The following is a 23,302-nucleotide window of genomic DNA, read 5'->3' as shown; positions in this document are numbered from 1 at the left end:
TAAAGGAACGAAAATTTTTGTACGGAGGAAAATTATGCTGCAACATTCAATTACAAAAGATGAAATTATGATGATTGCAAGTGAATTTGTTCAAGGATTAGATCCGCAGCAAGCGACTGATCAAGAACATGTTGCGAATGCTCGTCATTTATATCGTAGCGGTGTTGTCTATAACGTAGATTTTGATGGGTATACGCTATCAGGAACGGTAGAGGCTGAAAGAAACATATATAGCGTTCATATTCCCATTCGCAATGTATCAGACAGTTATTGCGATTGTTTCGCACCAACACAATGCGAGCATATGCTTGCCGTCTTATTATCAGCTGCTTCTAGTTTTGGAAAAGTGGGAGATGTATTAAAATTATTTAAAAATAAAACGAAACCATCGCAGACACCCATTCGAACGGCACGACAACTGCTACAATCCTCCTCTTTTGCAGAAACGGATTATACAAGTTGGTATTCATACTTTGACTCTGAATATGAAACGTTTAAGAAAGAACAAGCGCGTCTTACTTATAAACAAATGTATTTTCTAATGAGCATTTTTACAGATTTTTATATGAAATTGGAACGGAAAGCTCCGCGCGTTGTTGCGATCCATGAGTTATATAAACTGCATGGTGCGCTATATTCTTTTCAAAAACTATTAGAAGAAATTGAAGAGTTTGAAACACGAAAAATCTATTCTTATCATCAACCCGTTAATGTCATTCATCTATTTGTAGATAAAGTGGAGTCCATTGTACGAGATTTCAAATCAGAACCTGCACCTGCTGAATGTAAGCCCATTTTGCAGGAAACGGCCCAACTCGTACATACTATGTTCTTCTCAGTAGACTCCTATACACAAGAAAGATTCTTTATTTATCGTCATATATGGGGAGAACTCTTAACAGAGAACCTTCTCCTTGAGGAAGAGAAGGAACGTATTGATACAAAGATGCACCCGCTCTCAAAAGCACTCGCATCTTCACACCTACTCTTTCTACAGCGAAATGATGAAGGGGCTATGGAACTATTAGAAAAACAACCCGCGTTAGTCGTTAGTCTTTATTTTGATTGGCTAGAGGAATTGCTAAGTACGATGCAGTGGGATCGTGCAAAAAATTGGCTGTCTTTCACATATAAACAAGTGAAAAAAACAATCCAAGATCAAGCCGATACGATTTTTGTGAGAGATATCGTTCGTTTATTTGTCATGATGTATGAAACATATGCGACACAAATGAATGAACAAGCTGGGCTGGAAATGATTTTGCAAGATTTATTACCGTACAGCTTCGCGAATTATGAACAATATGCATTGGCAAAAAAACAGTATCGCACCTGGACGGAATTACACCTCCTGCATGGTCTTGAGGCAATTGAATTATTAAAGGAGCCGCTAAAAGAAATTGAAAAAGAAGCACCTGAAGCAGCGCTCCCTCTTTATCATCTTGCCACAGTACAAGCAATTGAGGAACGAAATCGAAAGTCTTATCGCCGCGCTGTTCGTTATTTAAAAAAATTACGTATGCTGTATAAACGGCTAAAGCGAACAGAGGAATGGAGTGCCTTCATCATTCAAATTGCCAATTTACATTCACGCTTACGAGCCCTACAAGAGGAATTACGGAAAGGAAAATTAATCGATGATCAAACAAATTGAAGTAACAATTCGGCTCCAATATGTCAATCAAGGTTGGTTCCTTTGGGGAGAGAATGAAACCGGGCATCCATTACCCGAGGTGGCTTGGAGACAAAATGCCTTTACATGGCACTCAACTTCCTTTTACGGTACTTTTTTAAAAAAAGCAAGTTATGACGGACGACATGGGTTTATCTTAACGAACCTTCAGGCATTTGAATACATTGCAAATAAACCGATGAACTCCTTTGCCAATCTGCAATGGAATGGACCAGCTATCCTACTAACGCCAGATGCAAAAGAACTATGGGATGCCTTTGTAACCGGGGACTTCTTCCCTGATATGAAGCGATGGGCTCATTCTCCATCATGGAAGGTAGAGAAAGATTCTATTGAAGATCGCACGCTAGCGACCTTATTCTCCGAAGCTGTTAATGAAAGTATTTTACAAGATACTCGCTCAGGGGACGGATGGGAAAATGCGAAGCGATTATATGAGCATTATGAGTTTTCAAAAAAACAACTAGAGACGGCACTTCATGAAGAAGACTGGCTCCGCAAAATTGGTTATATGGAAGACGACCTTCCCTTCACAATCGGTCTTCGTTTACAAGAACCACATGATGACTTTGAAATGTGGAAATTGGAAACAATTCTTACGCCAAAACGCGGAGCACATCGCATCTATATATATACTGACTCTCATTCATTGCCAAAGAGATGGAAAGGCTATGAGGACCGAATTAAAGAAATGCAGGAAGGATTCAGCAAGCTTGTTCCATGGCTGAAAGAAGAGGACCATTTTCGAGATGAACTCTATGAAACAGAGGCTTGGAACTTTTTAACGGAAGCAAGCAATGAATTATTAGCCGCCGGTGTTACGATTTTATTACCATCTTGGTGGCAAAATTTAAAAGCAACGAAACCAAAACTGCGCATCCAATTAAAGCAAAATAAAGCGCAAACACAATCATTCTTTGGTATGAACACACTCGTGAATTTTGATTGGCGTGTTTCTACACAAGGAATTGATCTTTCAGAAAGCGAATTTTTTGAACTTGTCGAGCAAAATAAACGACTGTTCAATTTAAATGGACAATGGATGAGGCTTGATCCTGCCTTTATTGAAGAAGTAAAAAAACTGATGAAACATGCGGACAAATACGGACTGGAAATGAAAGATGTGTTGCAGCAGCACTTATCTAGTTCAGCCGAAATAGAAATGGACCAAGAAGAGAGTCCATTTGCTGATATTGAAATTGAGCTAGATGACTATTATGAAGAGCTTTTCCAAAAATTGCTACATATCGGTGACATTCCAAAAATTGAAATACCATCCTCCTTACAAGCAACACTTCGCCCGTATCAAGAACATGGCGTTAGTTGGCTATTATATTTACGCCAGCTTGGATTTGGAGCATTATTAGCAGATGATATGGGTCTTGGGAAAAGTATCCAAACAATTACTTACTTACTCTATGTAAAAGAAAACAAGCTTCAAACAGGTCCCGCTTTAATTGTTGCACCAACATCTGTTCTTGGGAATTGGCAGAAAGAATTCGAGCGCTTCGCTCCCCATTTAAAAGTAACATTACATTATGGTAGCAATCGCGCGAAAGGAGAAACTTTTAAAGAATTTCTACAAGATGCAGATGTTGTACTAACTTCTTATGCACTATCGCAACTTGATGAAGAAGAATTAAGCACATTATGTTGGGATTCTATTATTTTAGATGAAGCACAAAATATTAAGAATCCACATACGAAGCAATCGAAAGCTGTTCGCAACTTAAAGGCGAACCATAAAATTGCGTTAACAGGAACACCGATGGAGAATCGCCTTGCTGAGCTATGGTCGATCTTTGACTTTTTAAATCATGGGTACCTTGGAAGCCTTGGACAATTCCAGCGCCGCTTCGTTACACCGATTGAAAAGGATCGAGATGAAGCCAAAATCCAGCAAGTACAGCGATTCATTTCACCATTCTTACTACGTCGTACAAAACAAGATCAAACAGTCGCATTGAACTTACCAGATAAACAAGAACAAAAAGCATACTGCCCGTTAACTGGTGAGCAAGCATCGCTATACGAACAACTTGTACAAGATACATTAAAAAATGTAGAAAACTTAAATGGAATCGAAAGACGCGGCTTTATTTTACTTATGCTAAATAAGCTAAAACAAATTTGTAATCATCCTGCTCTCTATTTAAAAGAAGATGTACCAAAAGATATTGTACAGCGTTCCATGAAAATGCAAACATTAATGGATTTGATTGAAAATATAAAGGAGCAAAATGAAAGCTGCCTCATTTTTACACAATATATCGGGATGGGGCACATGTTACAGACTGTATTAGAAGAAACATTTGGTCAGCGCGTTCTTTACTTAAATGGAAGTGTACCAAAGAAAGAGCGTGATAAAATGATTGAACAATTCCAAAATAGAACATATGATATCTTTATTCTATCCTTAAAAGCTGGGGGTACAGGGCTAAACTTAACTGCAGCTAACCATGTCATTCACTATGATCGCTGGTGGAATCCAGCTGTTGAAAATCAAGCAACAGACCGAGCTTATCGCATCGGTCAAAAACGATTCGTCCATGTGCATAAACTGATCACAACAGGAACACTGGAAGAAAAGATTGATGAAATGCTTGAACGTAAACAATCGCTCAACAATGCAGTTATCACAAGCGATAACTGGATAACAGAGCTATCTACAGACGAACTGAAAACACTTCTTGGCGTATAAAACGGCAAAAGGAGCCATCCTTAATGGGATGAGCTCCTTTTTCTATGCCAAAACCAATTGCTAATCAGAATACCTGTCAGTCCACCGCACGTATCTAACAAGGAATCTTGCCACATCGGTGTACGATCCCCTGTAAACCACTGGTGAATCTCATCAAATGTTGCATAACCGGCAACAAAAAGTAGCGCAAAAAGAAACGATCGCTTCCTTGCATAACTAGAGCGATAAAGCGCGTAGTATGTCAATGCACCAAGCATAAAAAAAACCATGAAATGGGCACCTTTGCGAAGGAAAAATTCAATAAAACCACCGACTCCTTTGTTCGCAATACTAACCGGGGTTCCTCCACCATAATCAATCGATACCCATGAAAAGTGCTCTTTCACAAACTCTACATTCACGTACTGCTCAATATCTGAACGCATATCTTGCTTCTTATACGGTTGTGCTGAAGAATAAAAAATAATTCCCATCCATAATAAAACGGGAATCCAAAATAACCACTTTCTCTTCATTTTTGAAACTCCTCTCTCCTTCTCCTAAGCGTACCAAAAAAAAGAAAAAAATTCACGCCAAAATCTTACTATTACCTCCTATATATATGGTGAAAAGGGGGTGAGAACATGGCGGTGGAAACCATTGTAACGGATTTAACTTTACGACTTGTTCTAAACGCTGGTCTAGACAAAAATGGAAAAACAGTATTTAAAAACAAACAGTTTAAACAAGTTAAGCCAAACGCTGATTTAGAAAAAGTACATGACGTTGCACGCGCGCTTTCTTCCTTACAAGAATTAAAACTTCACGCTGTACAAGTTGTCAGCACAGCTGATCTTTCAAACCTATAAAGGAGGTATAACTTATGCAAACGCTAGAATTAATTTTTTCGAAAGAAGATGGAAAAACGGTTGTTTTCTCCCTCGATAATCCCGTTACGCCTGTCAATGAGCAAACTATTAGTCAAGTGATGGATACGATTCTTTCTTCTTCCATTTTCTTATCACTTGGAGAAAACGCACAAAAAAAAGGTGCACGACTTGTTGAAAAGACAGTAACAGAAGTAAATATTGCTCCTTAATACAAAAAGGACGAAGCTGCCTTACGCTGCGGCTTCGTCTTTTTTCTTCGGCATTTCAATTGGAATGAAAATATGGGAAAATCCAACCGAAACATATTTATACTGTTCCTTTCCAAGCGTGAACTCCGTTGTATACGTCGAGAAGAACAGATAATCATTTCGTTTTGTATAATGATCAATTAACACTCCTACTTGAGGTTGTACATATTTGTTCGCTAATTTCTTACCGATTGTTGCAAGTTCCCCGAGTAACCCATCTGGATCCTCTTTTTCAACTTCTGTAAGCTTTTTACTAATATCATTTCGATTCATGAATTGTTTTGCCGCCCACTCTGTATACTCTCCTTTGCTCGGGTTACTATTAGCTAAATAAACAAACAAAAGAACAACGAGAGCCGCAATGATATATTTCTTTTTCATACTTTTATCACCCGCCTAACACTTTCTATTCTCATATATATGTCCAAGCGATGCAAATTATAAAAAGGATTATAGAAGAAATCCTCTAAAAACCTCTATAACTTTACAATTTTTTACATTATTTTAAATCTAATTTTATATTTGGTCTTTATTATAAAATGTGTAAACCATCTTAATTTTAAAGGAGGTCTTCCATTGCCGGAGATAGCAAAGATTCATACTATTTCAAATATGATAATGATGCTGTTACCGCATAGGGATCTTTTTTTTCGCACTCAAATCTATACTACGGATGAAATTTTTTACTCACCAAAAACACCGTTTGAAATCATAAAGGAGCTCATTATCTCACACAATTATTCTACATACGAGGGAAGACGAAAGGCAATCGTTGCAAAATGGAAATTATATCAAAACACACCAATTCCTATTGATCACCGCCGTTTCATCTGCGCCATTCCTACTCATTCTCCTCATACTTGGGACTGCACATGGTTATTTTATAAAAACATCGCATATATAGAAAAAGGTGCTAACAACCGGGCTATCGTATATTTTTGCAATGGAGACAGTACCACTCTCTCCATTAGTGCTTATCAAATGAAATTACAATGGAGAAAAGCTGGTAATCTTTTAGCTCAAATGATGCTTGAAGATTTTCATAACGATTTTTAAAATATATACGAAAGTGGAGTCAGTCTGTTTCACCTGCCTCCACTTTCTGCTCACTACACCTCTGTACGCATCTTTTTGAGCGCCTGCCGATATATCCACCTCACTTGATAGTACGTTAACCCCATCTCATCTGCAATTTCATTAATGGTCTTTCCCCCAAAAAAAGATTCGGTAATCACATACTTTTCTCGTTCATTTAACAAACTCATATACTCGTAAACTTCCGATGATACCTCTACTACTCCACATACATGTTCTAAATGCTCTTGTTCAAAGCAAGTGTGGTATGTTTGAAATCGATTCTCCTTCTTTAATTTCTCTAGTAAATACCCACGCACTGTCACAAATGCATAATTCGAAAAACTTCCTTTCTCTTCCTCATATCTTTCATATGCCATCCATAATCCAATTAAACCGCACTGATAAAACTCCTCATAATCTTTATATAAACAGAGCCGCTTCATTTGATTTTTAATCATTTTCTCATACAAAGTAACTGCCTCAGTAAAAGTGACCGGCTTCATCTCATACCCATTTCTAAAAGGTATACCTTTTTGTTATTCCGCGGTACTTTTACAATATAAAAAGAGAAAGGAAATTTCATGGCAAGTTATTTCAAATTCTATCTCGCAAATTTCAAATTTGGACAAGCTAAATTTAAAATTTCCATACCGCTATATGAAGTAAGTGCAAATAAAAAAAGCGACCCTAAAAAAAGCCGCTTTCATAATCTTATTGACCTAAGTTAGAGAAGCTAGAACCAATACCACTTAAACTACTAAATGCAACAGAAAGGATAAAGAAGATTACAATCAGTATTGTTGCTTGTTTCTTGCTTAATCCTGCTACAATTTGTAACCCTAATCCCATAACAACTAATCCCCAAATACTGAAAACCTCAAACGCTGAAGCAGCACCATGAAGATACGTACCTGGTTCAAATAAAGGTGCTAAACTTGTGTAAGAAGTTTCTGCAGATCCACCAATTATCAATTTTAAAATAAGATTTACAATAGCTCCTAAAATTGTAATGGTATACGTATATAAGTAAATAGATAATACCTTCATATATGGTGTATCATTGCTCATAAACATCATAATAATTTTATAAACCCCTGCTGCAACAAAAAACCAAAATGCTGTACCAATTATTCCTCCGATAGCTCCAAGTCCAATCCCAAAATACCCTGCCATTTTAGCAGCTTCTGGATTCGGAACATTTGCCAATACTTCTGGACTAGTCATCGCTTGGTACATCGTAATACTAGTTACAATTGCAGTTATGATAATGAAAAGAAAGAATGCTCCCCAAACCGGACTCTTCGTTTTCATTCGTTCAAACTGTACGCTAGGAGATGTAATCATCCCGAATAATGATGGCTTTTTCCCACTTACATCTTGCGTATTAATATTTGGCTCCATTGTAACGCCTCCTTATAATGTATATCACCCGTTCTACCGGGCGGTTCACCTTCTCTACTTAAGAGACTACGAACCGCCCACTAGAACAATATATGTGTAGTAGAGAGTACCTCTCTACTACACTAGCAAACTACTCGTAACGAAGTGCTTCAATTGGGTCTAATTTCGCAGCCTTGTTCGCCGGAATTAATCCGAAAATAATACCGAGTGTCATGGAGAATACGACGCCGCCAACGACAACTTCCCATGAGACAAGCGGTGGCCATTTCGCGAATGTAGAAACAATATATGCCCCGCCATAGCCAAGACAAATCCCAATTAATCCACCAAGCAACGTTAACATAACAGCTTCAATTAAGAATTGTAGCAAAATTTTGCTGCGCGTTGCTCCAAGCGCCTTACGTATACCAATTTCACGCGTACGCTCTGTGACAGATACAAGCATAATGTTCATAACACCAATACCACCAACAACTAGAGAAATACCAGCGATTCCTCCAATAATCATTGTCATGATATTGGTTACTTTAGAAACTCCTTCTTGGAATTCTTTTAAGTTCAACATCTCATACTTACCTGAACTTTCACTCGGCTTACGACTATTTAATACTTCAACAGCCTTTTTACCTGCTTCTTCTAGGTCATCTACATTTTTAGATTGAATCGCAATACTTTGAATTTCATCTGTTCCATATAAAATTGGCCACAATGTAATCGGAATTAACACTTCAGCACTTTCAAATCCCATAATTTCATTCTCGGATTTATACACACCAATAATTTGCATTGGCTGACCTTTCATCTCGAGAATTTTCCCAACAGGATTTTCATCTTTGAATAATACTTCTTCTGTCTTTGTACTAATCATGACCGCGTTATTTCCTTGTGAAATATCCGCTTCATTTAACGAGCGCCCTTTCACAACCTTTACTTTATTGACCGAAAAGTATTCACTGTCTAGCCCTATGACCGTAACCATTTCTTTTTTATCATTTACCTCAAGTGGTTCCATTGTATTATTCGTTGTAATTACATGTGAAACTTCTTTAATATTTTTCACTTCAAAAATATCTTCATCTGTAATTTTCGGTGCTTCTTGTTCTGCCCCAAATGGATCATTAATATCAGGAACAAAATGAATCGGCATCAAGTTATTACCAGAACCCGCAATTTTCGACTTTAACATCGCTTCCCCGCCCTGTCCAATGGCAACAACGGTAATAATAGAACCGACACCGATAATAATACCAAGCATTGTAAGTGCGGAACGAAGTTTATGCGCTAGGATAGAAGATAGGGCGATTTTTATACTATCTAATAAACTCATACCGCACACCTTCTATCTTCTGTAATTTTTCCATCTCGCAGCACAATGCGGCGTGAGGAATATGCCGCTACTTCTTCTTCATGTGTAACCATAACAATTGTTGTACCTTCTGCATTTAATTTTGTGAAGATATCCATCACTTGTTCGCCAGATTTCGTATCAAGAGCACCCGTTGGCTCATCGGCCATAATAAACGTGGGTTCATTCGCAATTGCCCTTGCAATTGCGACACGCTGCTTTTGTCCACCTGACAATTCATTCGGTAAATGGTGCACTCGATCTGCTAATCCTACCTTGCTAAGGGCCTCAAGGGCACGCTTACGACGCTCAGCTTTCTTCACACCACCGTACACGAGTGGAAGCTCAACATTTTCCACCGCAGAAAGACGCGGCAATAAATTAAAATGTTGAAAGACAAAGCCAATATACTCATTGCGAATAAGAGCAAGTTTTGACTCGTCTGCTGTTAAGATATTCACATCGTTCAACATATATTCACCTTCTGTCGGACGATCTAAACAACCAATAATATTCATAAGTGTCGATTTACCAGAACCAGACGGGCCCATAATCGATACAAATTCACCATTTTGAATCGTTAAACTAATGCCGTGTAAAATGGGTACTGCCAATTTTCCTTGATAATACGTTTTTTGAATATTATTTAGTGTAATCATTTTTCTTTCACTTCCATTCCGTCATACACTTTGTCGGAAGGATTTTTAACCACCTTTTGTCCCACTGTTACGCCTTCAAGAACTTCTGTCCAGTCTCCATCAGTAGACCCTTTCTTCACATTTTGCTTACGAAGCTTTCCTTTTTCTTCTATGTATACAAATGCGTCGTCACCTTTTTCAACAATGCTCTTACTCGGAACAGCAATCATTTTCTTATTTTCTAAATTTACTTGAAGTGACACATGATAACCTGGAGATAAACCATCTTGACTATCAAGGCTTGCTTTATATGTATATTGAGACATACTTTGAGTCGCTTCACCCGCTCCTGCCGCTTGTGCCATCTCTGCACTTGTTGGGAACTCACTTACCTCTATAATCTTACCTGTCCATTTTTTCTTACTGTTTGCTTTTGCTGTTACAGTAAATGTTTGATCTTTTTGAATTTGTGATTTTTGAAGCTCAGTTAATGTCCCTTGAATTTGGAATGGATCTTTAGAAGCAATTTGTAAAAACGCTTTTCCTTGTCCACCCATCGCTTGTGAGGAACTTTGCGCTGCATCTTTATCTAGCTTTTGTACAACACCTGCAAAGTTGCTATAAATCGTAAGTTCTTTCTGTTTTTTCTGTAATTCTTCTACCTGCAACTGACCTTTTTCTTTTTCAAGATCCGTTGTTTTTTGCTGTAATTCTAATTCACTTACTTGCTCTTCCATCGGCTCTGTCACTTCTTTTCCAGCGCCGCTATCTTTCGCTTTCTTAATCTCTTTCTTCAATGAATCTATTTTCTTCTTCGCTTGATCATAACGCATCGTTGCCATTTTTTGCTCAAGCTCCACTTGTTTCATTTGTAAATTGATTTCTTCATTATCATAAGAGAATAACTTCGTTCCCTTTTCAACTTCTTGCCCTTCTTTTACTGCAATATCTTTCACTTTCCCTTTTGTTGGATCTGCATAGAAACTTTCAATATTTCCTGGCTTTACTTGTCCTGCAATTAGTTTCGTATTATTTAGCTTACGCTCTGTTACTTTTTCGAAACTAACAGCATCCACCTTCGCCTCGCCCTTCTTCTTATTTTGCATGACGAAAATGTTAATCGCTGCAACGACAACAATTAATGCAATAACCCCAATGATAATCCATTTCTTTTTTTTGTTTGGAGTACGAACCGTGTTTGGTAACATATTTTCTCTCCTTTTTATATTGATATAACAATCGTATCATTATACAAAACTTTCAGAAAAGCGTAACGAAATCTCTCCTACTATTACGCTTTTTTTACAAAGTTTTACACTAACAATTCTATTGTAACAAAAATAGTAATGTTTAGAAATATGACATCTTATCTTTTAAGCAAGTTTTAAGGAAGAATCGCGTAAAAAAGTCACCTTACATAAGGTGACCTGAGCGATTTTTAAAAAGATGCTCTCTCGGCTCATCTTCCACTAAAAATCTCGAATCATCTTTTCTCATTTTTTTAGGAATATTCCTTTTCACAAGCTGAAAGGCTTCATATTCAGCAGCATTCATTGCTCTTTGAATCGTACATCCTTCGCTTTCCCCTTGTTTATCAAGCATCCAGCCTGTTTCACTTTTTAATTGTCTCCGGAACTCTTCTTTTGCTTCCTCATTTGGAAACATCCCTTCATTTACTCTTAAATAAGTCTCCACATTCATCGGAAACCACTCATCCTCATAACCATTCTCCACGAAACAAATTGAAATCCCAACCGGTGTGCTACGAACGACAAAATCAAATGTACAATCCTCTTCTGTGACAGTTGCTGAACAAAAATAGAACGTCTCAACTTCCGATACAAAAATCCCCAACGCCTGCATCTCCTTTATACATATAATTTGCCTTTCATACCCTAATAAATTTTAACATTTGTTTTTGAAGAATTTGTAAAGTATACATTAAGTTTATATGTAGAAGCCATGAAACACTTATATGCTTGAAAGGTAGATCATAAAACAGCGGTTTTCTTCATCTATGCATGGGAGGGAATCTATTGATATGTAAGTTTCCTCAGTTCCAGCTCATTGCATGAATCTCCCTTTATTAAAGGAACTTTTCTCTCTTTTTATCTATCAATTTATAGAAGATAATAAAAAAATAGATTTACTAATATTTTAGAAAGGAAGCGAATCAAGTGAACTATAAGGGAATTACAGCAAAACTTACAGTAGGAATTTTGGCAGCGAACTTACTCATTTCTCCAGCAAATACTTCAGCAGCAAAAAAGACCTTTCCAGATGTACCAGACTGGGCGAAACAATCCGTTAACTACTTAGTGGAGAAAAAAGCACTTGATGGAAAACCAGATGGAACGTTTTCACCATCTGAACAAATTGACCGTGGTTCAGCAGCAAAGTTAATGGCTATGGTACTAGGTTTACAGGTTAACAAAGAAGCAAAACCGTCGTTCCAGGATGCGAAAAATCATTGGGCAGCTCCGTATATTGCAGCGGTTGAGAAAGCTGGTGTCATTAAAGGAGATGGGAGCGGTAACTTTAACCCATCTAAACACATTGATCGTGCTTCTATGGCCTCTATGCTTGTTGAAGCTTATAAATTAAACAATAAAATTATTGGTGATTTACCAACGCAGTTTAGTGATTTAAAAGGACATTGGGGCGAAAAGCTGACGAATACATTAGTTGCACTAGAAATCTCAAAAGGTACTGGTGACGGCTGGAAGCCACGTGGTATTGTGACTCGTGCAGAAGCAGCGCAATTTATTGCACAAACAGATATGAAAAAAGCAGACAAAGCAAAAAGAATGTATATGAACAGATATTTCATTACATATCACCAGCCATCCTTATCCTCAGGGATTACAGCGAATCAGCATGCACCGCAAATCATCGTGGTAAAAGAACAGCGTACAGATGGTTGGCTAAAGATTGTAACGTCTAAAGGAGAAAAATGGACTCCGTTACATGAAAAGAAAGAAACGATTCATAGTACATTTACTACGTATCAAGAAGCATCGCATTCATCTAAAGTATTAGGTACATATACTGCACAAACAGTAACCGTTATTGAGGAAAAGGGAAGTTGGATTCGTATTCGTACAAATGCTGGTTTCCAATGGGTAGATAAAAATCAATTAACCCCTCAAAACAAACAAAATAAACAAAATAATTTCTTAGAAGGAAAAGCAATTATTATCGATCCAGGTCATGGCGGGATCGATGGCGGTCATAAAGGAATTTATATGAATGAAAGCCCAGTTGTATATGACACAGCAGTACGCGTGCAAAAACTATTTGCTCAAAAAACACCGTTTACTGCACTGCTGACACGTGATGCACATTCAAGACCAGGAAACAATTCAAAAGACTCTCTAGCAAAACGAGTGGAATTTGCTCAAAAAAATAAAGGTGATATCTTTGTAAGTATTCATGCGAATGGTTTCAACGGTAACGCACATGGTACAGAAACTTTCTACTACAAAGCCCCAACAAAAGGAGCAAATCCATATGTAAATGATAGTCGTGTACTCGCTGAAAAAATTCAAAACCGTCTGATAACAGCTCTTAAAACACGTGACAGAGGTACAAAAGTAGGAAATTTATATGTCCTTCGCGAAAATACAATGCCATCTGTATTAACAGAGCTTGGCTTTGTAGATAATGAAGCAGACGGAAAAAAATTAGCTTCACCTGAATGGAGACAACGCGCAGCTGAAGCCATCTATGCGGGTATCCTAGATTACTATGAATGGAAAGGCCGTAACATGTCTGCTTATTACTAAGTCAGCCTATATACGCTAAGAACGAAATATAAATTAAAAATTCACAAGTAGAGTTATATTCATTCGTATAAATCTTACACCATTATAAAAAGAGCAATCCAAAAACAGTTCGTTTTTGGATTGCTCTTTTCTATACATCGTTATGCTGTTTTGTTTGCTGGATTTTTTCTTTCGTGTCCAAGTTGTACGATTAATAGGAATAATGTTGATAGAATACCACCTGCAAGTAGTAAGATAAAGCAACCATCCCAGCCAGAGTGATCAACCATGAATCCGATGATTAAGTTCGCTGTTAAGCTTCCTCCTACATAAGCAAATAGACCGCACATACCAACTGTTGTACCTACTGCAAATTTCGGTACTAATTCCATTGCACTTAAACCAATTAAGAACTGAGGAACATAAATTAAGCAACCGATAACAGAAACAGCAATACTTACAACCAGTATGCTAGTTGCCTGCCAATATACAATCGTTCCAACAACAACACCAACCATACTAATTACGCATAACGGCATACGTTTTCCTTTAAATAATTTATCACTTAAAAGACCAACTAGTAAGGAACTTGGAATTGCCATTCCTTCAAAAATAGAATATGCTGCATGGGACTGCGCTTGTGTAAATCCTTTTACAGTCGTTAAGTAAATTGGTACCCAGTTAATAACACCGAAGCGAATTAAGTATACGAATGCATTCGCAATACATAAGTACCAAACAAATTTATTTTTCACAACATATTTCATTAAAATGTCTTTTGGTGACATTTTGTTTGCATTGTCTGCTTTTTCAAGATTTTCATAGTCATTACGATATTCATCAATTGGTGGAAGACCAGCAGATTCTGGTGTATCCTTCGCATTGATCCACATAAGAACTGAAATTACCATTGCAATTATCGCCGGGAAGATAAACACGCCGGCTTGCCAATGACTTTCACCGAAAATACCTACACCGATACCAACAAGTGGTGGTACAAGCATTCCGCCGACGTTATGTGAAATATTCCAAAGCCCTGTTTTGGTACCACGCTCTTTCTTTGAGAACCACTTTGTCATTACGGTACTACAAGGCGGTGCCCCCATTCCTTGGAAAATATTATTGAAAACTAATAATGTTAAAATTATTCCAAATGAAGATGCAAACCCAAAACAAATATTTATAATTGCTGATAAGAATAAACCAACCGCAATAAAACGCTGAGCATACGCTTTATCTGATAAATTCCCCATAAAGAACTTACTTAGCCCATATACAATCGCAACAACGGAACCTAATAAACCAATTTCCGTTGTACTAAAACCATATTCCTTCATTAAATACGTACTTGATAACGTAAAGTTACTACGAACTAAATAATACGCTGCATATCCAACTGAAATCCCAATTAACACGCGGATGCGTAACAGTCTGTATACTTTATCAATCATATCCGCTGGTAATCGTTCTATAGCTGGTGCTGGCTTTAACCATTTAAACATACCATCTCTTCTCCTTTACCTACTTTTGAGAGAGACGCTGTCTATTCCAAATCTCGATAAGCCCACTATTCGATATATCTTTATTTGTTCTTCTCACAGGCTGACCTTCTATTTCTTTCTGATTCTTTGCAAGCATAGTCGGCACACCAAACGAAACTTTCTCTAAAATATGCCCCGCTTCTCCCGATAAGCAATAATCAATAAATAAATCTGCTATAATACCACCTGGTGCATCTCTTAGTTTCGAAATGGCGTTCACAGATAACCCTGTCTGCCCCGGCACTTGACTTACAATCGGAAAGCCCTGTTTTTGAAGCATTCGCTGATCTCCTATAAAGTTAATTCCGATCAAATATTCCCCACTTGCTACATACTCAGCCGGCATATATCCATTGATTGTCACTTTCGCAACTTGATAGGCAAGGTTCTTCACATACCCTTTTGCTTCTTCTTCACCAAATGTATCAATAAATGATTGGAACAACGTGTAGGCAGTTCCTGAAATATTTGGATTCGGCATGACAATTTTCTCGGCATATGCAGGGTGTAATAAATCTTTCCACTCCTTCGGATAAGAAAGTCCGAGCGGCGCAATTTCCTCATTCCACCGCTCCCTATTCACCATAATCGCAAGTTGTTCTACTTCATAGCCATACCAAAAGTCATCTTTATCTTTAACAGCTGTAGAAAGACGACTTGCATGCTGACTTGTAACTGGAATTGATAGCTTTTTTCGCTTCATCGTTTGATGCGCATCTAGCGTACCGCCAATAATAATATCCGCCTTCGGACTTTTCGATTCCTCTTCTACTCTCCGCAGGATCTCTTCTGTCGACAAACGAATAAACTCATACGTACACCCGCGCGGCTTACAAAATGATGAAAGAAGTGCTTCACCTACTTCTTCACGAGCCGCTACATACGCAACAAGATGACGGTCCTTTAAATTCGGAAGACCATTTTTATAATATGGAATAGAGGTTGTATCTCGAGAGCAACTAGACATCGCTCCTCCTATTACAAGCAAGAAAAGAAAAAAGGCTATCTTTCTCATGAAACATTCTCCTTTACAAGCAAATCAGCTAGGGAGCCTTTCATATACATGACATTCCCATTATTATCACCAAGATATTGCACAACGAAGTACGAAGGATAGACAGAAATCGTCAATATATCCTCGCGATCATTCGTAACGCGCTTTCCTCTGTGATAAGCAGTCACATAAGCAATCGGTTCATTCTGCGATTGCAATAACTTCTGAATTTCTCCATAATCTGTCATTTGCTTTGCCTGCCGAATCGAATCCAAAATCGGCGTAAGATCCATCGTACACACTCTTTCGCCTTGCCTTACCACAACTTCTTGCGCCGATGCAAAGAAATGGTGAATCATCTCCGGCGTATAATAGAGACTTAATAAATACGTTTGAAACGCGGAAACCATCGTATCCATGCCTTTCTTCCCGTATACTTCAGCCCCATACTGGAACAAGTCACCTACTGCAAAAGTAAGCTTATGTCCATTCAAGTACGTTACTTCTCCAGTAAATACTTGTTCCTGGATCTTCGCTTCCGTTTGCTGTACTTTCATTCGATCGAAGAATGAAACAATCGCATGTAGACGAACTTCATCCGTTACAACGACTTCTCCCCACTTCTCATGCTTTACTCTCACTTCAGTTGGAAGGGATTCATTCGATTTTTCTAAAACGGCTTCTTTGTCATCCACAATTGTAACGTGGTTATATAACTGTTCTTCTAACACATAAAACAATATGAGAGAAGCGATTATACAAAAGACAAAGAAAAGAATTTGAAATGATAGCCTTTTCATTTCTGCCTACCTCCAAGATAAAAAAACGTTGTTTCGAAAATATCGCATAATTGTTTCATAAATGTATCATTCAACCGCTTTCAAACTTTTTATATTTTCCATGTGCCTTGGCAATAAAAATGTCAGCATCACAATCGTTCCCTCTTCCGCGCTGCTTTTAATCTGCATACTTCCGCCTTGCTTATTCATAATCTCTTGGCAAATGGATAAGCCATAACCATTTCCATAACTAGAAGTAAGCTTTGTCCCTTTTGAAGAACGATTCCATTCAGCTAGTACTTCTTCATCCATGCCAATTCCGTCATCATAAATCATTACGCTTGCTTCCCGTTCATTCATCGTAACATTCAAACTTACCTTTGAAGCATCGCTATACTTAATCGTATTATCAAGCACATTTAAGAAGATTTGCTTTGTCTTATCAAAATCCGCCACAACATGTATTTCCGATAATTCATTCATCGCCTTAATCTCAAATTGCTGTAAGCGCGGCGTAACAATGGAAATGGCTTCGTCTGCTAACTCCCTTATATTCACAATCGTCGGCGACACTTCAAACGTACTCGTGCCATATTTTGAAGATTGCAGAAGTTCCTCCACAAGCGATAATAATCGCTGACTTTCCACCGAAACATAACGGAGACTCTCCTTTATATCTTCCCTTTCCTTTAGCTTTGGAATTAAATCGACATATCCAATAATCGCTGTAAGAGGTGTTTTCAACTCATGTGTAATTCGATCTAAAAAGTCCTTTTGCTTTTCCTTCTCTTCCTTCAGCTGTGAAATATGAAGCTCAATCCCATCCGCCATCGCATTAAAGGACGCAGAAAGCTGCGCAATTTCCACATATTCACTCAGCTCAATCTTACTTTGATAATCACCATTTGCGAGCCGCTGCGCCATTCGTCTTAACTGATCAATGGGCTTATGAAGTGAATTCGCTAATCGAATCGCAAAGAAAATTCCTCCTGCAACTAAACAAAGCGATGTCACCAAAAACGTCCAGCTCACATTTGTTAAAATCTCTTTCTCATCCTTCAGCTCACTAATAAAGCGAATGGAGCCAATGACATCGTTTCCATAATAAACCGGACTTGAAAATAAAAGGAGCGGCGCTGATTCATTCTCTTCAAACACATACGCTTTCTTTCCTTGTAGTGACTTCTCAATATCGACGTTCTTATGAAGCAATGCCCCTTTCTCCGTATCTGCCACAACATCTCCATTTCTCCCAATCATCTGAACGCGGACATCCATGCGTTTTGCTAAATAAGAAGCCACTAGAAGAGAGCTTTGTCCGATTTTCTCTACTTCTGCTTCCTTCTCTACATAATTCATCGTATACATTTGCGCTTCTACACTTAACTTCTCTAAAGAAGCCGCTGCATTACGATACATATTCTTCTCAAGCGCAATATAAATAACTGTATATAAAAGACAAAGAATCGGAATCAACAATCCGACAATGCCAAACACCATATTTCGTTTTAACGACATCTCATCACCTAACAATCCAGCTTATATCCAACGCCGTAAATTGTCTTAATATGCTCACCGCTCGCCTTAAGTTTCTTTCTAAGGCGCTGCACCATAATATCCACCGCTCTTGTATTTCCGATATACTCAAAGCCCCACACCTTCTCAAGCAATTCATCCCTCATAAATACGCGCTGCGGATTCGAAACAAACAACTTACATAAATTAAACTCCCGGTACGTCAGCTGCACTTCCTCTCCACTCACATGCACCTTCCGTTCCTTTGGACAAACGACAATCTCACCAGCACGAATCACCTCATGATTCTGAGGCACTTCCCTCTTCGTCACACGCCGCGCCATATTCTTCACTCGAAGAATGAGCTCGGCATAATTAAATGGCTTCGTCACATAATCATCAGCTCCAAGCTGAAGCCCAAGCAACTTATCATTCATCTGACTCTTCGCCGTCAACATCAGCACCGGAATATCGCGATTCCTCTCCCGAAACAAACGAAGCAACTCATACCCATCCGTATCCGGAAGCATCACATCTAAAATGAGCACATCCGGCCCATCTTCCCATCTCTCTAGCGCCTCTTTCCCACTAGCTGCCGTCAGTACATCATATCCTTCGATCTCCAGCTGCATCCGAATCAAATTCCGAATGCTCGCCTCATCATCCACCACGAGAATTTTCATCTGTCTCCTCCTTTCATCGCATATTTTAGTATAGCAAATATCCTACAAAAAAAGAGAGGCGATCATCGAACATATTTTGTCGATGATTGCTTCTCTTTTTTCATCATTGTGTTAATTCAAGATGCGCTTTTAATTTATTTGTTAACTCTTGTTTTGCATGATCTGTAACATAATAGTACCAAATACCATCAGCAGCTTTATGTCCATCACCTGGGATTTGAATATCCTCGCTGTTTTGTAAACAATCCTTATAATTCTTCTGCATATCAAACATTTGATCTTGTGTTAAATTCGTCTTCACATTTTTTTGAATCGCAGTTAACACATCACCATAGCTTGTAAGCGAAGAGAAGCTTGCCCCTTTTTTAATAACCGCTTGCATCACTTGGCGCTGACGCATTTGACGCCCAAAGTCCCCACGTGGATCCGCTTTACGCATACGTGTATAAGCTAGAGCCTCATCACCTGTTAAGTGGATGCTTCCTTTTTTAAAGTGATGTCCTTCAAGAGAAAATTCTAAATCATTATTCACATCTACTCCATCAACCGCATCAACAATATCCTTAAATCCTTCCATGTTCACTTCTATATAGTAGTTAATAGGAATGTTTAAGAAATTCTCTACTGTCGCAACAGACATATCTACTCCACCGAACGCATAAGCATGGTTAATCTTATCTTTCTTTCCTTTTCCCACAATCTCTGTGTACGTATCACGAGGAATACTTAGCGTTTTCATAGAGTTCGTTTGTGGATTGAGTGTAATAACCATAAGAGAGTCTGAACGCCCTTTATCAGCTCCACGTTCATCTGCTCCTAGTAATAAAATTGAAATAGGTTTAGATTTACTAATTTTTTCTTCCTGTTTATTGTTTTCGTCACGTTTTAAAGGTTTATGAACTTCATCTAATGTTTTTGAAACTGAGGAATAAATGTTGTAGGCGTAAATTCCTCCGCCTATAATCATGATTCCTATAACTCCTAATATCCATAATAAAATCTTCTTTTTCATTCTTTCACCTTTCTTTCTTTAACCAACAATAACTCCCTAATTATAAAGATTCAGTTCCCAAATTTAAGACCATACCTATTATACGATATATTTGCTTTTTTATCATTTAACCTCAAGACATTCCTCTTCCACTACACTAATAGTTTCATCTAAAAAAATAGACGAATAACAAAAATATTTTTCGTTATTCGTCTATTTAAATTTATTATTATCTCTTATTCCTTTTTTTCTCCAAGAGCAAATGTAATTTCTGCTTCACAAGCAATTTCGCCATCTACTGTTGCAACAGCTTTTCCTTTTCCAATTGGACCGCGTACGCGTGTCATTTCTACTTCTAATCGGAGTTGATCTCCTGGGCGTACTTGCTTTTTAAAACGGCAATTATCAATACCTCCAAAGAAGGCAAGGCGTCCACGATTTTCTTCTTTCTTTAATATCGCAATTGCTCCGACTTGAGCCAATGCTTCCACAATTAATACTCCCGGCATGACTGCATAGTCAGGAAAATGCCCATTAAAGAATTCTTCATTTGCAGATACATTTTTAATACCAACTGCGCGCTTTCCCTCTTCTACTTCTAATACTTTATCAACTAGCAAGAATGGGTAACGGTGTGGAATGATTTCTTTAATTTGTTCTATATTTAACATGAAAATATCGCTCCTTCTTCCGTATTGGTCTTACCACTAGGATATATGTTATTATCCCATTTTGCCAGTGGTTTGTCATTATAAAAAAAGAAACGCTATTGATTTCAAAAAAATGCACACACTCTTTTCTCAATAACAAGCTTCGTATAATAAAAATAATTACAGCTGACACGGAGGTAGAAAGAAGTGTGTGCCCAAGTTAGGGAAAGGCAATATATGTACCAAAACATTGGTTGCCTTAAGTGTCGTATTCACAACTCATTATATATGACAAAAATAAGAAAGAAAAATCCAATTTACACTCGTTTTTCTATTTATTTCTTGTTTTTACTATAGATTTCTTTATTTTCCTTATGTTTTCTTAAATGTTATATTTTAATAATAGGTTAACTTTTTATAGTAAATTCACTTTAATTTTCTCAGAAACCACAAATTTATCTATTCCCTAAATATTGGTTAGCTAAATAATTGTAATAAAACCCATTTTTTCACCTACCGAAAAATGGGTTTTATTATGGCTAATTAAGAACTACTTCTTTTCTAATAATTGTTTCATGTAGTCCAATAACTCACTCTTTAATTCATTATGTTGTAACGCCATCTCAATAGTCGTTTGAATAAATCCAAATTTTTCTCCAACATCATAGCGTTTCCCTTCAAAATCATATGCAAATACTCTTTGAATTTCATTTAGACGTTGAATTGCATCAGTTAATTGAATTTCACCACCAGCGCCTGTCTGTTGATCTTCTAAGAACGCAAAAATTTCTGGTGTTAAAACATAACGACCCATAATCGCTAAGTTTGATGGCGCTGTTCCTTGTGCTGGCTTTTCGACAAATTGACGCACTTGATAACGACGACCACTCTGTTCGATTGGATCGATAATCCCATAACGATGCGTTTCGTTTTCTAGCACTGCTTGAACCCCAATAACAGACGATTTTGTTGCTTCGTATTGATCCATTAGTTGACGTAAGCAAGGAGTCTCTGCTTGGACAATATCATCACCAAGCAATACTGCAAATGGTTCATTACCAATGAATTTACGTGCACACCAAACAGCATGTCCAAGGCCTTTTGGCTCTTTTTGTCTTATATAGTGAATATTAATCTTGGAAGACTCTTGTACCTTTTCAAGGATTTCGTACTTTCCTTTTTCTAATAAATTTTGCTCCAGTTCAACGGAATGATCAAAGTGATCTTCAATTGCTCGCTTACCTTTTCCCGTTACAATAATAATATCTTCAATTCCAGATTCAATCGCTTCTTCGACGATATATTGAATTGTTGGTTTATCAACAATTGGTAACATTTCCTTTGGCATTGCTTTTGTGACAGGTAAAAAACGTGTTCCTAGACCTGCTGCTGGAATAATAGCTTTTCTTACTTTTTTCATTCATACTCATCCTTACTTATAAAAGTCTATTTTAATTATACAAGCTATAATTAGTTTATTCTTTTTTTAATTTAATTATAATATTATTTTTTTTATGACTATTCCTTCTATTAATCTAAAAAATTATCAACATTTTTATTCAATAAAAATAAGATTCATATATGAAATATTTAATGTTACAACATAAAATATAATAATTTATTTGATACAAAGGAATACCTATAGAGTTAAATAGAGAGCGTCAATATTTTTGTGTAAATGACTTTTCGCCCCTTTCAGATAGAACTTCACTTTTAATATAAAAATAAATTTGTTTGAAATGGTTTGAGGGGTGTAATGATGACTGTATATTTTTTCAATTAAATGAGGGATTTCTGTCATTTTAATTCCTTTTTGGACTAGTATTTCAATGATTTCCGATGTAAACTGATTCATAGGAAGATCGCTTTTCTTAGAATTTTGTGTGATAACTTAATTCTATTAAGACAGGTCTTCCCTTTTTTACATCTTTATTCATTTACACAAAATATTCTATACTTTCGTTAAATAATCTTAAATCTATAGTAAAAGAATTATAAATATGTTTTACCTATAACTAAAACATATGATACAATTGACCGAAAATCACATTTTATAATTAATATATCTTAATAAGGCTAAGTTGTTACTTAAAATCAAATAATTTTCATTACATAGATTTAAAATTAAATTTTATATAGTGAACATAATAAGTAATAGAGAGTTGTATTACCACTTAAAGATGGACATACTTGCGCTTTTACAGTAAATATGGACAGTCTTAAGTATAGATTAATTTTAAAAGAAATTTGATTAAAAATTATTAGAAGACATTATACTATATAATCACTTTAAACTCATTTATTGGAGTTAGTATAGTCATATGGACACAACTTAGTTAAGTCCTTACAATGGATTTCAAGGAGGAAGTGTCCGTATGGCAAACAAGAAATTTAATGCAGAATTTAAAAAGAT

Annotated in this window: 22 protein-coding genes; 6 read left to right on the top strand and 16 right to left on the bottom strand. The window is 37.1% G+C overall.

Annotated features, from left to right (window positions below):
• The first annotated feature begins 34 nt into the window (after positions 1-34).
• On the top strand, positions 35-1,654 hold the full coding sequence (locus tag MR063_RS17665) for an SWIM zinc finger family protein (RefSeq protein ID WP_242200417.1): 1,620 nt from the start codon (positions 35-37) through the stop codon (positions 1,652-1,654).
• Positions 1,638-4,394, top strand: a complete 2,757-nt coding sequence (locus tag MR063_RS17660) for a DEAD/DEAH box helicase (protein WP_242200415.1) — start codon at positions 1,638-1,640, stop codon at positions 4,392-4,394. Before MR063_RS17665 ends, MR063_RS17660 begins: the two co-directional genes overlap by 17 nt.
• A 20-nt stretch (positions 4,395-4,414) precedes the next feature.
• On the opposite strand, the gene MR063_RS17655 is transcribed toward MR063_RS17660, so the two are convergent.
• Positions 4,415-4,909 (bottom strand): VanZ family protein, encoded by a 495-nt coding sequence (locus MR063_RS17655; RefSeq protein WP_242200414.1) that lies wholly within the window; start codon positions 4,907-4,909, stop codon positions 4,415-4,417.
• A gap of 108 nt (positions 4,910-5,017) precedes the next feature.
• Between MR063_RS17655 and MR063_RS17650 the strand changes: the two genes are divergently transcribed.
• Positions 5,018-5,242: a DUF1659 domain-containing protein gene (locus MR063_RS17650; protein ID WP_087099367.1), complete on the top strand. Its 225-nt coding sequence runs from the start codon at positions 5,018-5,020 to the stop codon at positions 5,240-5,242.
• Between the two features lie 14 nt (positions 5,243-5,256).
• Positions 5,257-5,472: a DUF2922 domain-containing protein gene (locus MR063_RS17645; RefSeq protein WP_242200413.1), complete on the top strand. Its 216-nt coding sequence runs from the start codon at positions 5,257-5,259 to the stop codon at positions 5,470-5,472.
• Between the two features lie 21 nt (positions 5,473-5,493).
• Here MR063_RS17645 and MR063_RS17640 read toward each other — a convergent pair whose 3' ends face one another.
• A complete protein-coding gene (locus MR063_RS17640) occupies positions 5,494-5,892 on the bottom strand; it encodes a DUF4359 domain-containing protein (protein WP_242200412.1) in 399 nt (132 codons plus the stop codon).
• 195 nt (positions 5,893-6,087) lie between these two features.
• On the opposite strand from MR063_RS17640, the gene MR063_RS17635 reads away from it, so the two are divergent.
• Complete coding sequence (locus MR063_RS17635) at positions 6,088-6,567, top strand: competence protein ComK (protein ID WP_242200411.1); 480 nt, start codon at positions 6,088-6,090, stop codon at positions 6,565-6,567.
• Between the two features lie 53 nt (positions 6,568-6,620).
• Here the strand turns inward: MR063_RS17635 and MR063_RS17630 are convergent, their stop codons facing one another.
• From MR063_RS17630 to MR063_RS17605, 6 genes are all read right to left on the bottom strand, one after another.
• Complete coding sequence (locus MR063_RS17630) at positions 6,621-7,091, bottom strand: sigma-70 family RNA polymerase sigma factor (RefSeq protein WP_242200409.1); 471 nt, start codon at positions 7,089-7,091, stop codon at positions 6,621-6,623.
• A gap of 208 nt (positions 7,092-7,299) precedes the next feature.
• Complete coding sequence (yknW, locus tag MR063_RS17625; RefSeq protein WP_242200407.1) at positions 7,300-7,989, bottom strand: YknW family membrane protein; 690 nt, start codon at positions 7,987-7,989, stop codon at positions 7,300-7,302.
• A 130-nt stretch (positions 7,990-8,119) separates the two neighbouring features.
• Positions 8,120-9,316 (bottom strand): ABC transporter permease, encoded by a 1,197-nt coding sequence (locus tag MR063_RS17620; RefSeq protein WP_242200404.1) that lies wholly within the window; start codon positions 9,314-9,316, stop codon positions 8,120-8,122.
• Complete coding sequence (locus MR063_RS17615) at positions 9,313-9,993, bottom strand: ABC transporter ATP-binding protein (RefSeq protein WP_242200403.1); 681 nt, start codon at positions 9,991-9,993, stop codon at positions 9,313-9,315. The genes MR063_RS17620 and MR063_RS17615 overlap by 4 nt, the downstream gene beginning before the upstream one ends.
• Positions 9,990-11,180: an efflux RND transporter periplasmic adaptor subunit gene (locus MR063_RS17610; RefSeq protein ID WP_242200401.1), complete on the bottom strand. Its 1,191-nt coding sequence runs from the start codon at positions 11,178-11,180 to the stop codon at positions 9,990-9,992. Before MR063_RS17610 ends, MR063_RS17615 begins: the two co-directional genes overlap by 4 nt.
• Before the next feature lie 205 nt (positions 11,181-11,385).
• Positions 11,386-11,835, bottom strand: a complete 450-nt coding sequence (locus tag MR063_RS17605; protein WP_242200399.1) for a hypothetical protein — start codon at positions 11,833-11,835, stop codon at positions 11,386-11,388.
• Between the two features lie 314 nt (positions 11,836-12,149).
• Here MR063_RS17605 and MR063_RS17600 point away from each other — a divergent pair, with 314 nt between their 5' ends.
• Entirely contained in the window at positions 12,150-13,757 is a 1,608-nt protein-coding gene (locus MR063_RS17600) for an N-acetylmuramoyl-L-alanine amidase (protein ID WP_242200397.1), read from the top strand.
• Positions 13,758-13,897: 140 nt separating this feature from the next.
• On the opposite strand, the gene pgtP is transcribed toward MR063_RS17600, so the two are convergent.
• The 8 genes from pgtP to galU all read right to left on the bottom strand — a co-directional run bounded on the left by pgtP (position 13,898) and on the right by galU (position 22,309).
• Entirely contained in the window at positions 13,898-15,238 is a 1,341-nt protein-coding gene (pgtP, locus tag MR063_RS17595) for an MFS transporter (protein WP_242200395.1), read from the bottom strand.
• A gap of 19 nt (positions 15,239-15,257) precedes the next feature.
• On the bottom strand, positions 15,258-16,292 hold the full coding sequence (locus MR063_RS17590) for an ABC transporter substrate-binding protein (protein ID WP_242200393.1): 1,035 nt from the start codon (positions 16,290-16,292) through the stop codon (positions 15,258-15,260).
• Positions 16,289-17,071, bottom strand: a complete 783-nt coding sequence (locus MR063_RS17585; RefSeq protein WP_242200391.1) for a DUF3919 family protein — start codon at positions 17,069-17,071, stop codon at positions 16,289-16,291. Before MR063_RS17585 ends, MR063_RS17590 begins: the two co-directional genes overlap by 4 nt.
• Before the next feature lie 66 nt (positions 17,072-17,137).
• Positions 17,138-18,568, bottom strand: coding sequence for a sensor histidine kinase (locus MR063_RS17580; protein ID WP_242200389.1), 1,431 nt, complete (start codon positions 18,566-18,568; stop codon positions 17,138-17,140).
• Between the two features lie 8 nt (positions 18,569-18,576).
• Positions 18,577-19,248: a response regulator transcription factor gene (locus MR063_RS17575; protein WP_242200387.1), complete on the bottom strand. Its 672-nt coding sequence runs from the start codon at positions 19,246-19,248 to the stop codon at positions 18,577-18,579.
• Positions 19,249-19,351: 103 nt separating this feature from the next.
• The gene (gene tagU / locus MR063_RS17570; protein ID WP_242200386.1) at positions 19,352-20,260 is read right to left on the bottom strand and encodes a polyisoprenyl-teichoic acid--peptidoglycan teichoic acid transferase TagU; all 909 of its coding nucleotides are present in this window, start codon (positions 20,258-20,260) and stop codon (positions 19,352-19,354) included.
• Between the two features lie 215 nt (positions 20,261-20,475).
• Positions 20,476-20,910: a 3-hydroxyacyl-ACP dehydratase FabZ gene (gene fabZ, locus MR063_RS17565; RefSeq protein WP_087099396.1), complete on the bottom strand. Its 435-nt coding sequence runs from the start codon at positions 20,908-20,910 to the stop codon at positions 20,476-20,478.
• A 529-nt stretch (positions 20,911-21,439) separates the two neighbouring features.
• Positions 21,440-22,309, bottom strand: a complete 870-nt coding sequence (gene galU / locus MR063_RS17560) for a UTP--glucose-1-phosphate uridylyltransferase GalU (RefSeq protein ID WP_242200384.1) — start codon at positions 22,307-22,309, stop codon at positions 21,440-21,442.
• Positions 22,310-23,302 lie beyond the last annotated feature (993 nt).

The sequence above is a fragment of the Bacillus cereus group sp. BfR-BA-01492 genome, from assembly GCF_022662815.1.
Classification (GTDB): domain Bacteria; phylum Bacillota; class Bacilli; order Bacillales; family Bacillaceae_G; genus Bacillus_A; species Bacillus_A cereus_BD.
The sequence above is the reverse complement of the archived record's forward strand: the minus strand, read 5'-3'. Positions and strand labels throughout refer to the sequence as shown.

Coding starts and splice junctions, on each gene's coding strand:
- tagU (WP_242200386.1), bottom strand. CDS start 20,260: ATGAAAAAGAAGATTTTATTATGGATATTAGGAGTTATAGGAATCATG.
- MR063_RS17575 (WP_242200387.1), bottom strand. CDS start 19,248: ATGAAAATTCTCGTGGTGGATGATGAGGCGAGCATTCGGAATTTGATT.
- MR063_RS17610 (WP_242200401.1), bottom strand. CDS start 11,180: ATGTTACCAAACACGGTTCGTACTCCAAACAAAAAAAAGAAATGGATT.
- MR063_RS17615 (WP_242200403.1), bottom strand. CDS start 9,993: ATGATTACACTAAATAATATTCAAAAAACGTATTATCAAGGAAAATTG.
- MR063_RS17585 (WP_242200391.1), bottom strand. CDS start 17,071: ATGAAAAGGCTATCATTTCAAATTCTTTTCTTTGTCTTTTGTATAATC.
- MR063_RS17630 (WP_242200409.1), bottom strand. CDS start 7,091: ATGAAGCCGGTCACTTTTACTGAGGCAGTTACTTTGTATGAGAAAATG.
- fabZ (WP_087099396.1), bottom strand. CDS start 20,910: ATGTTAAATATAGAACAAATTAAAGAAATCATTCCACACCGTTACCCA.
- MR063_RS17580 (WP_242200389.1), bottom strand. CDS start 18,568: ATGTCGTTAAAACGAAATATGGTGTTTGGCATTGTCGGATTGTTGATT.
- MR063_RS17650 (WP_087099367.1), top strand. CDS start 5,018: ATGGCGGTGGAAACCATTGTAACGGATTTAACTTTACGACTTGTTCTA.
- MR063_RS17645 (WP_242200413.1), top strand. CDS start 5,257: ATGCAAACGCTAGAATTAATTTTTTCGAAAGAAGATGGAAAAACGGTT.
- galU (WP_242200384.1), bottom strand. CDS start 22,309: ATGAAAAAAGTAAGAAAAGCTATTATTCCAGCAGCAGGTCTAGGAACA.
- yknW (WP_242200407.1), bottom strand. CDS start 7,989: ATGGAGCCAAATATTAATACGCAAGATGTAAGTGGGAAAAAGCCATCA.
- MR063_RS17590 (WP_242200393.1), bottom strand. CDS start 16,292: ATGAGAAAGATAGCCTTTTTTCTTTTCTTGCTTGTAATAGGAGGAGCG.
- MR063_RS17665 (WP_242200417.1), top strand. CDS start 35: ATGCTGCAACATTCAATTACAAAAGATGAAATTATGATGATTGCAAGT.
- MR063_RS17655 (WP_242200414.1), bottom strand. CDS start 4,909: ATGAAGAGAAAGTGGTTATTTTGGATTCCCGTTTTATTATGGATGGGA.
- MR063_RS17640 (WP_242200412.1), bottom strand. CDS start 5,892: ATGAAAAAGAAATATATCATTGCGGCTCTCGTTGTTCTTTTGTTTGTT.
- MR063_RS17620 (WP_242200404.1), bottom strand. CDS start 9,316: ATGAGTTTATTAGATAGTATAAAAATCGCCCTATCTTCTATCCTAGCG.
- MR063_RS17605 (WP_242200399.1), bottom strand. CDS start 11,835: ATGCAGGCGTTGGGGATTTTTGTATCGGAAGTTGAGACGTTCTATTTT.
- pgtP (WP_242200395.1), bottom strand. CDS start 15,238: ATGTTTAAATGGTTAAAGCCAGCACCAGCTATAGAACGATTACCAGCG.
- MR063_RS17660 (WP_242200415.1), top strand. CDS start 1,638: ATGATCAAACAAATTGAAGTAACAATTCGGCTCCAATATGTCAATCAA.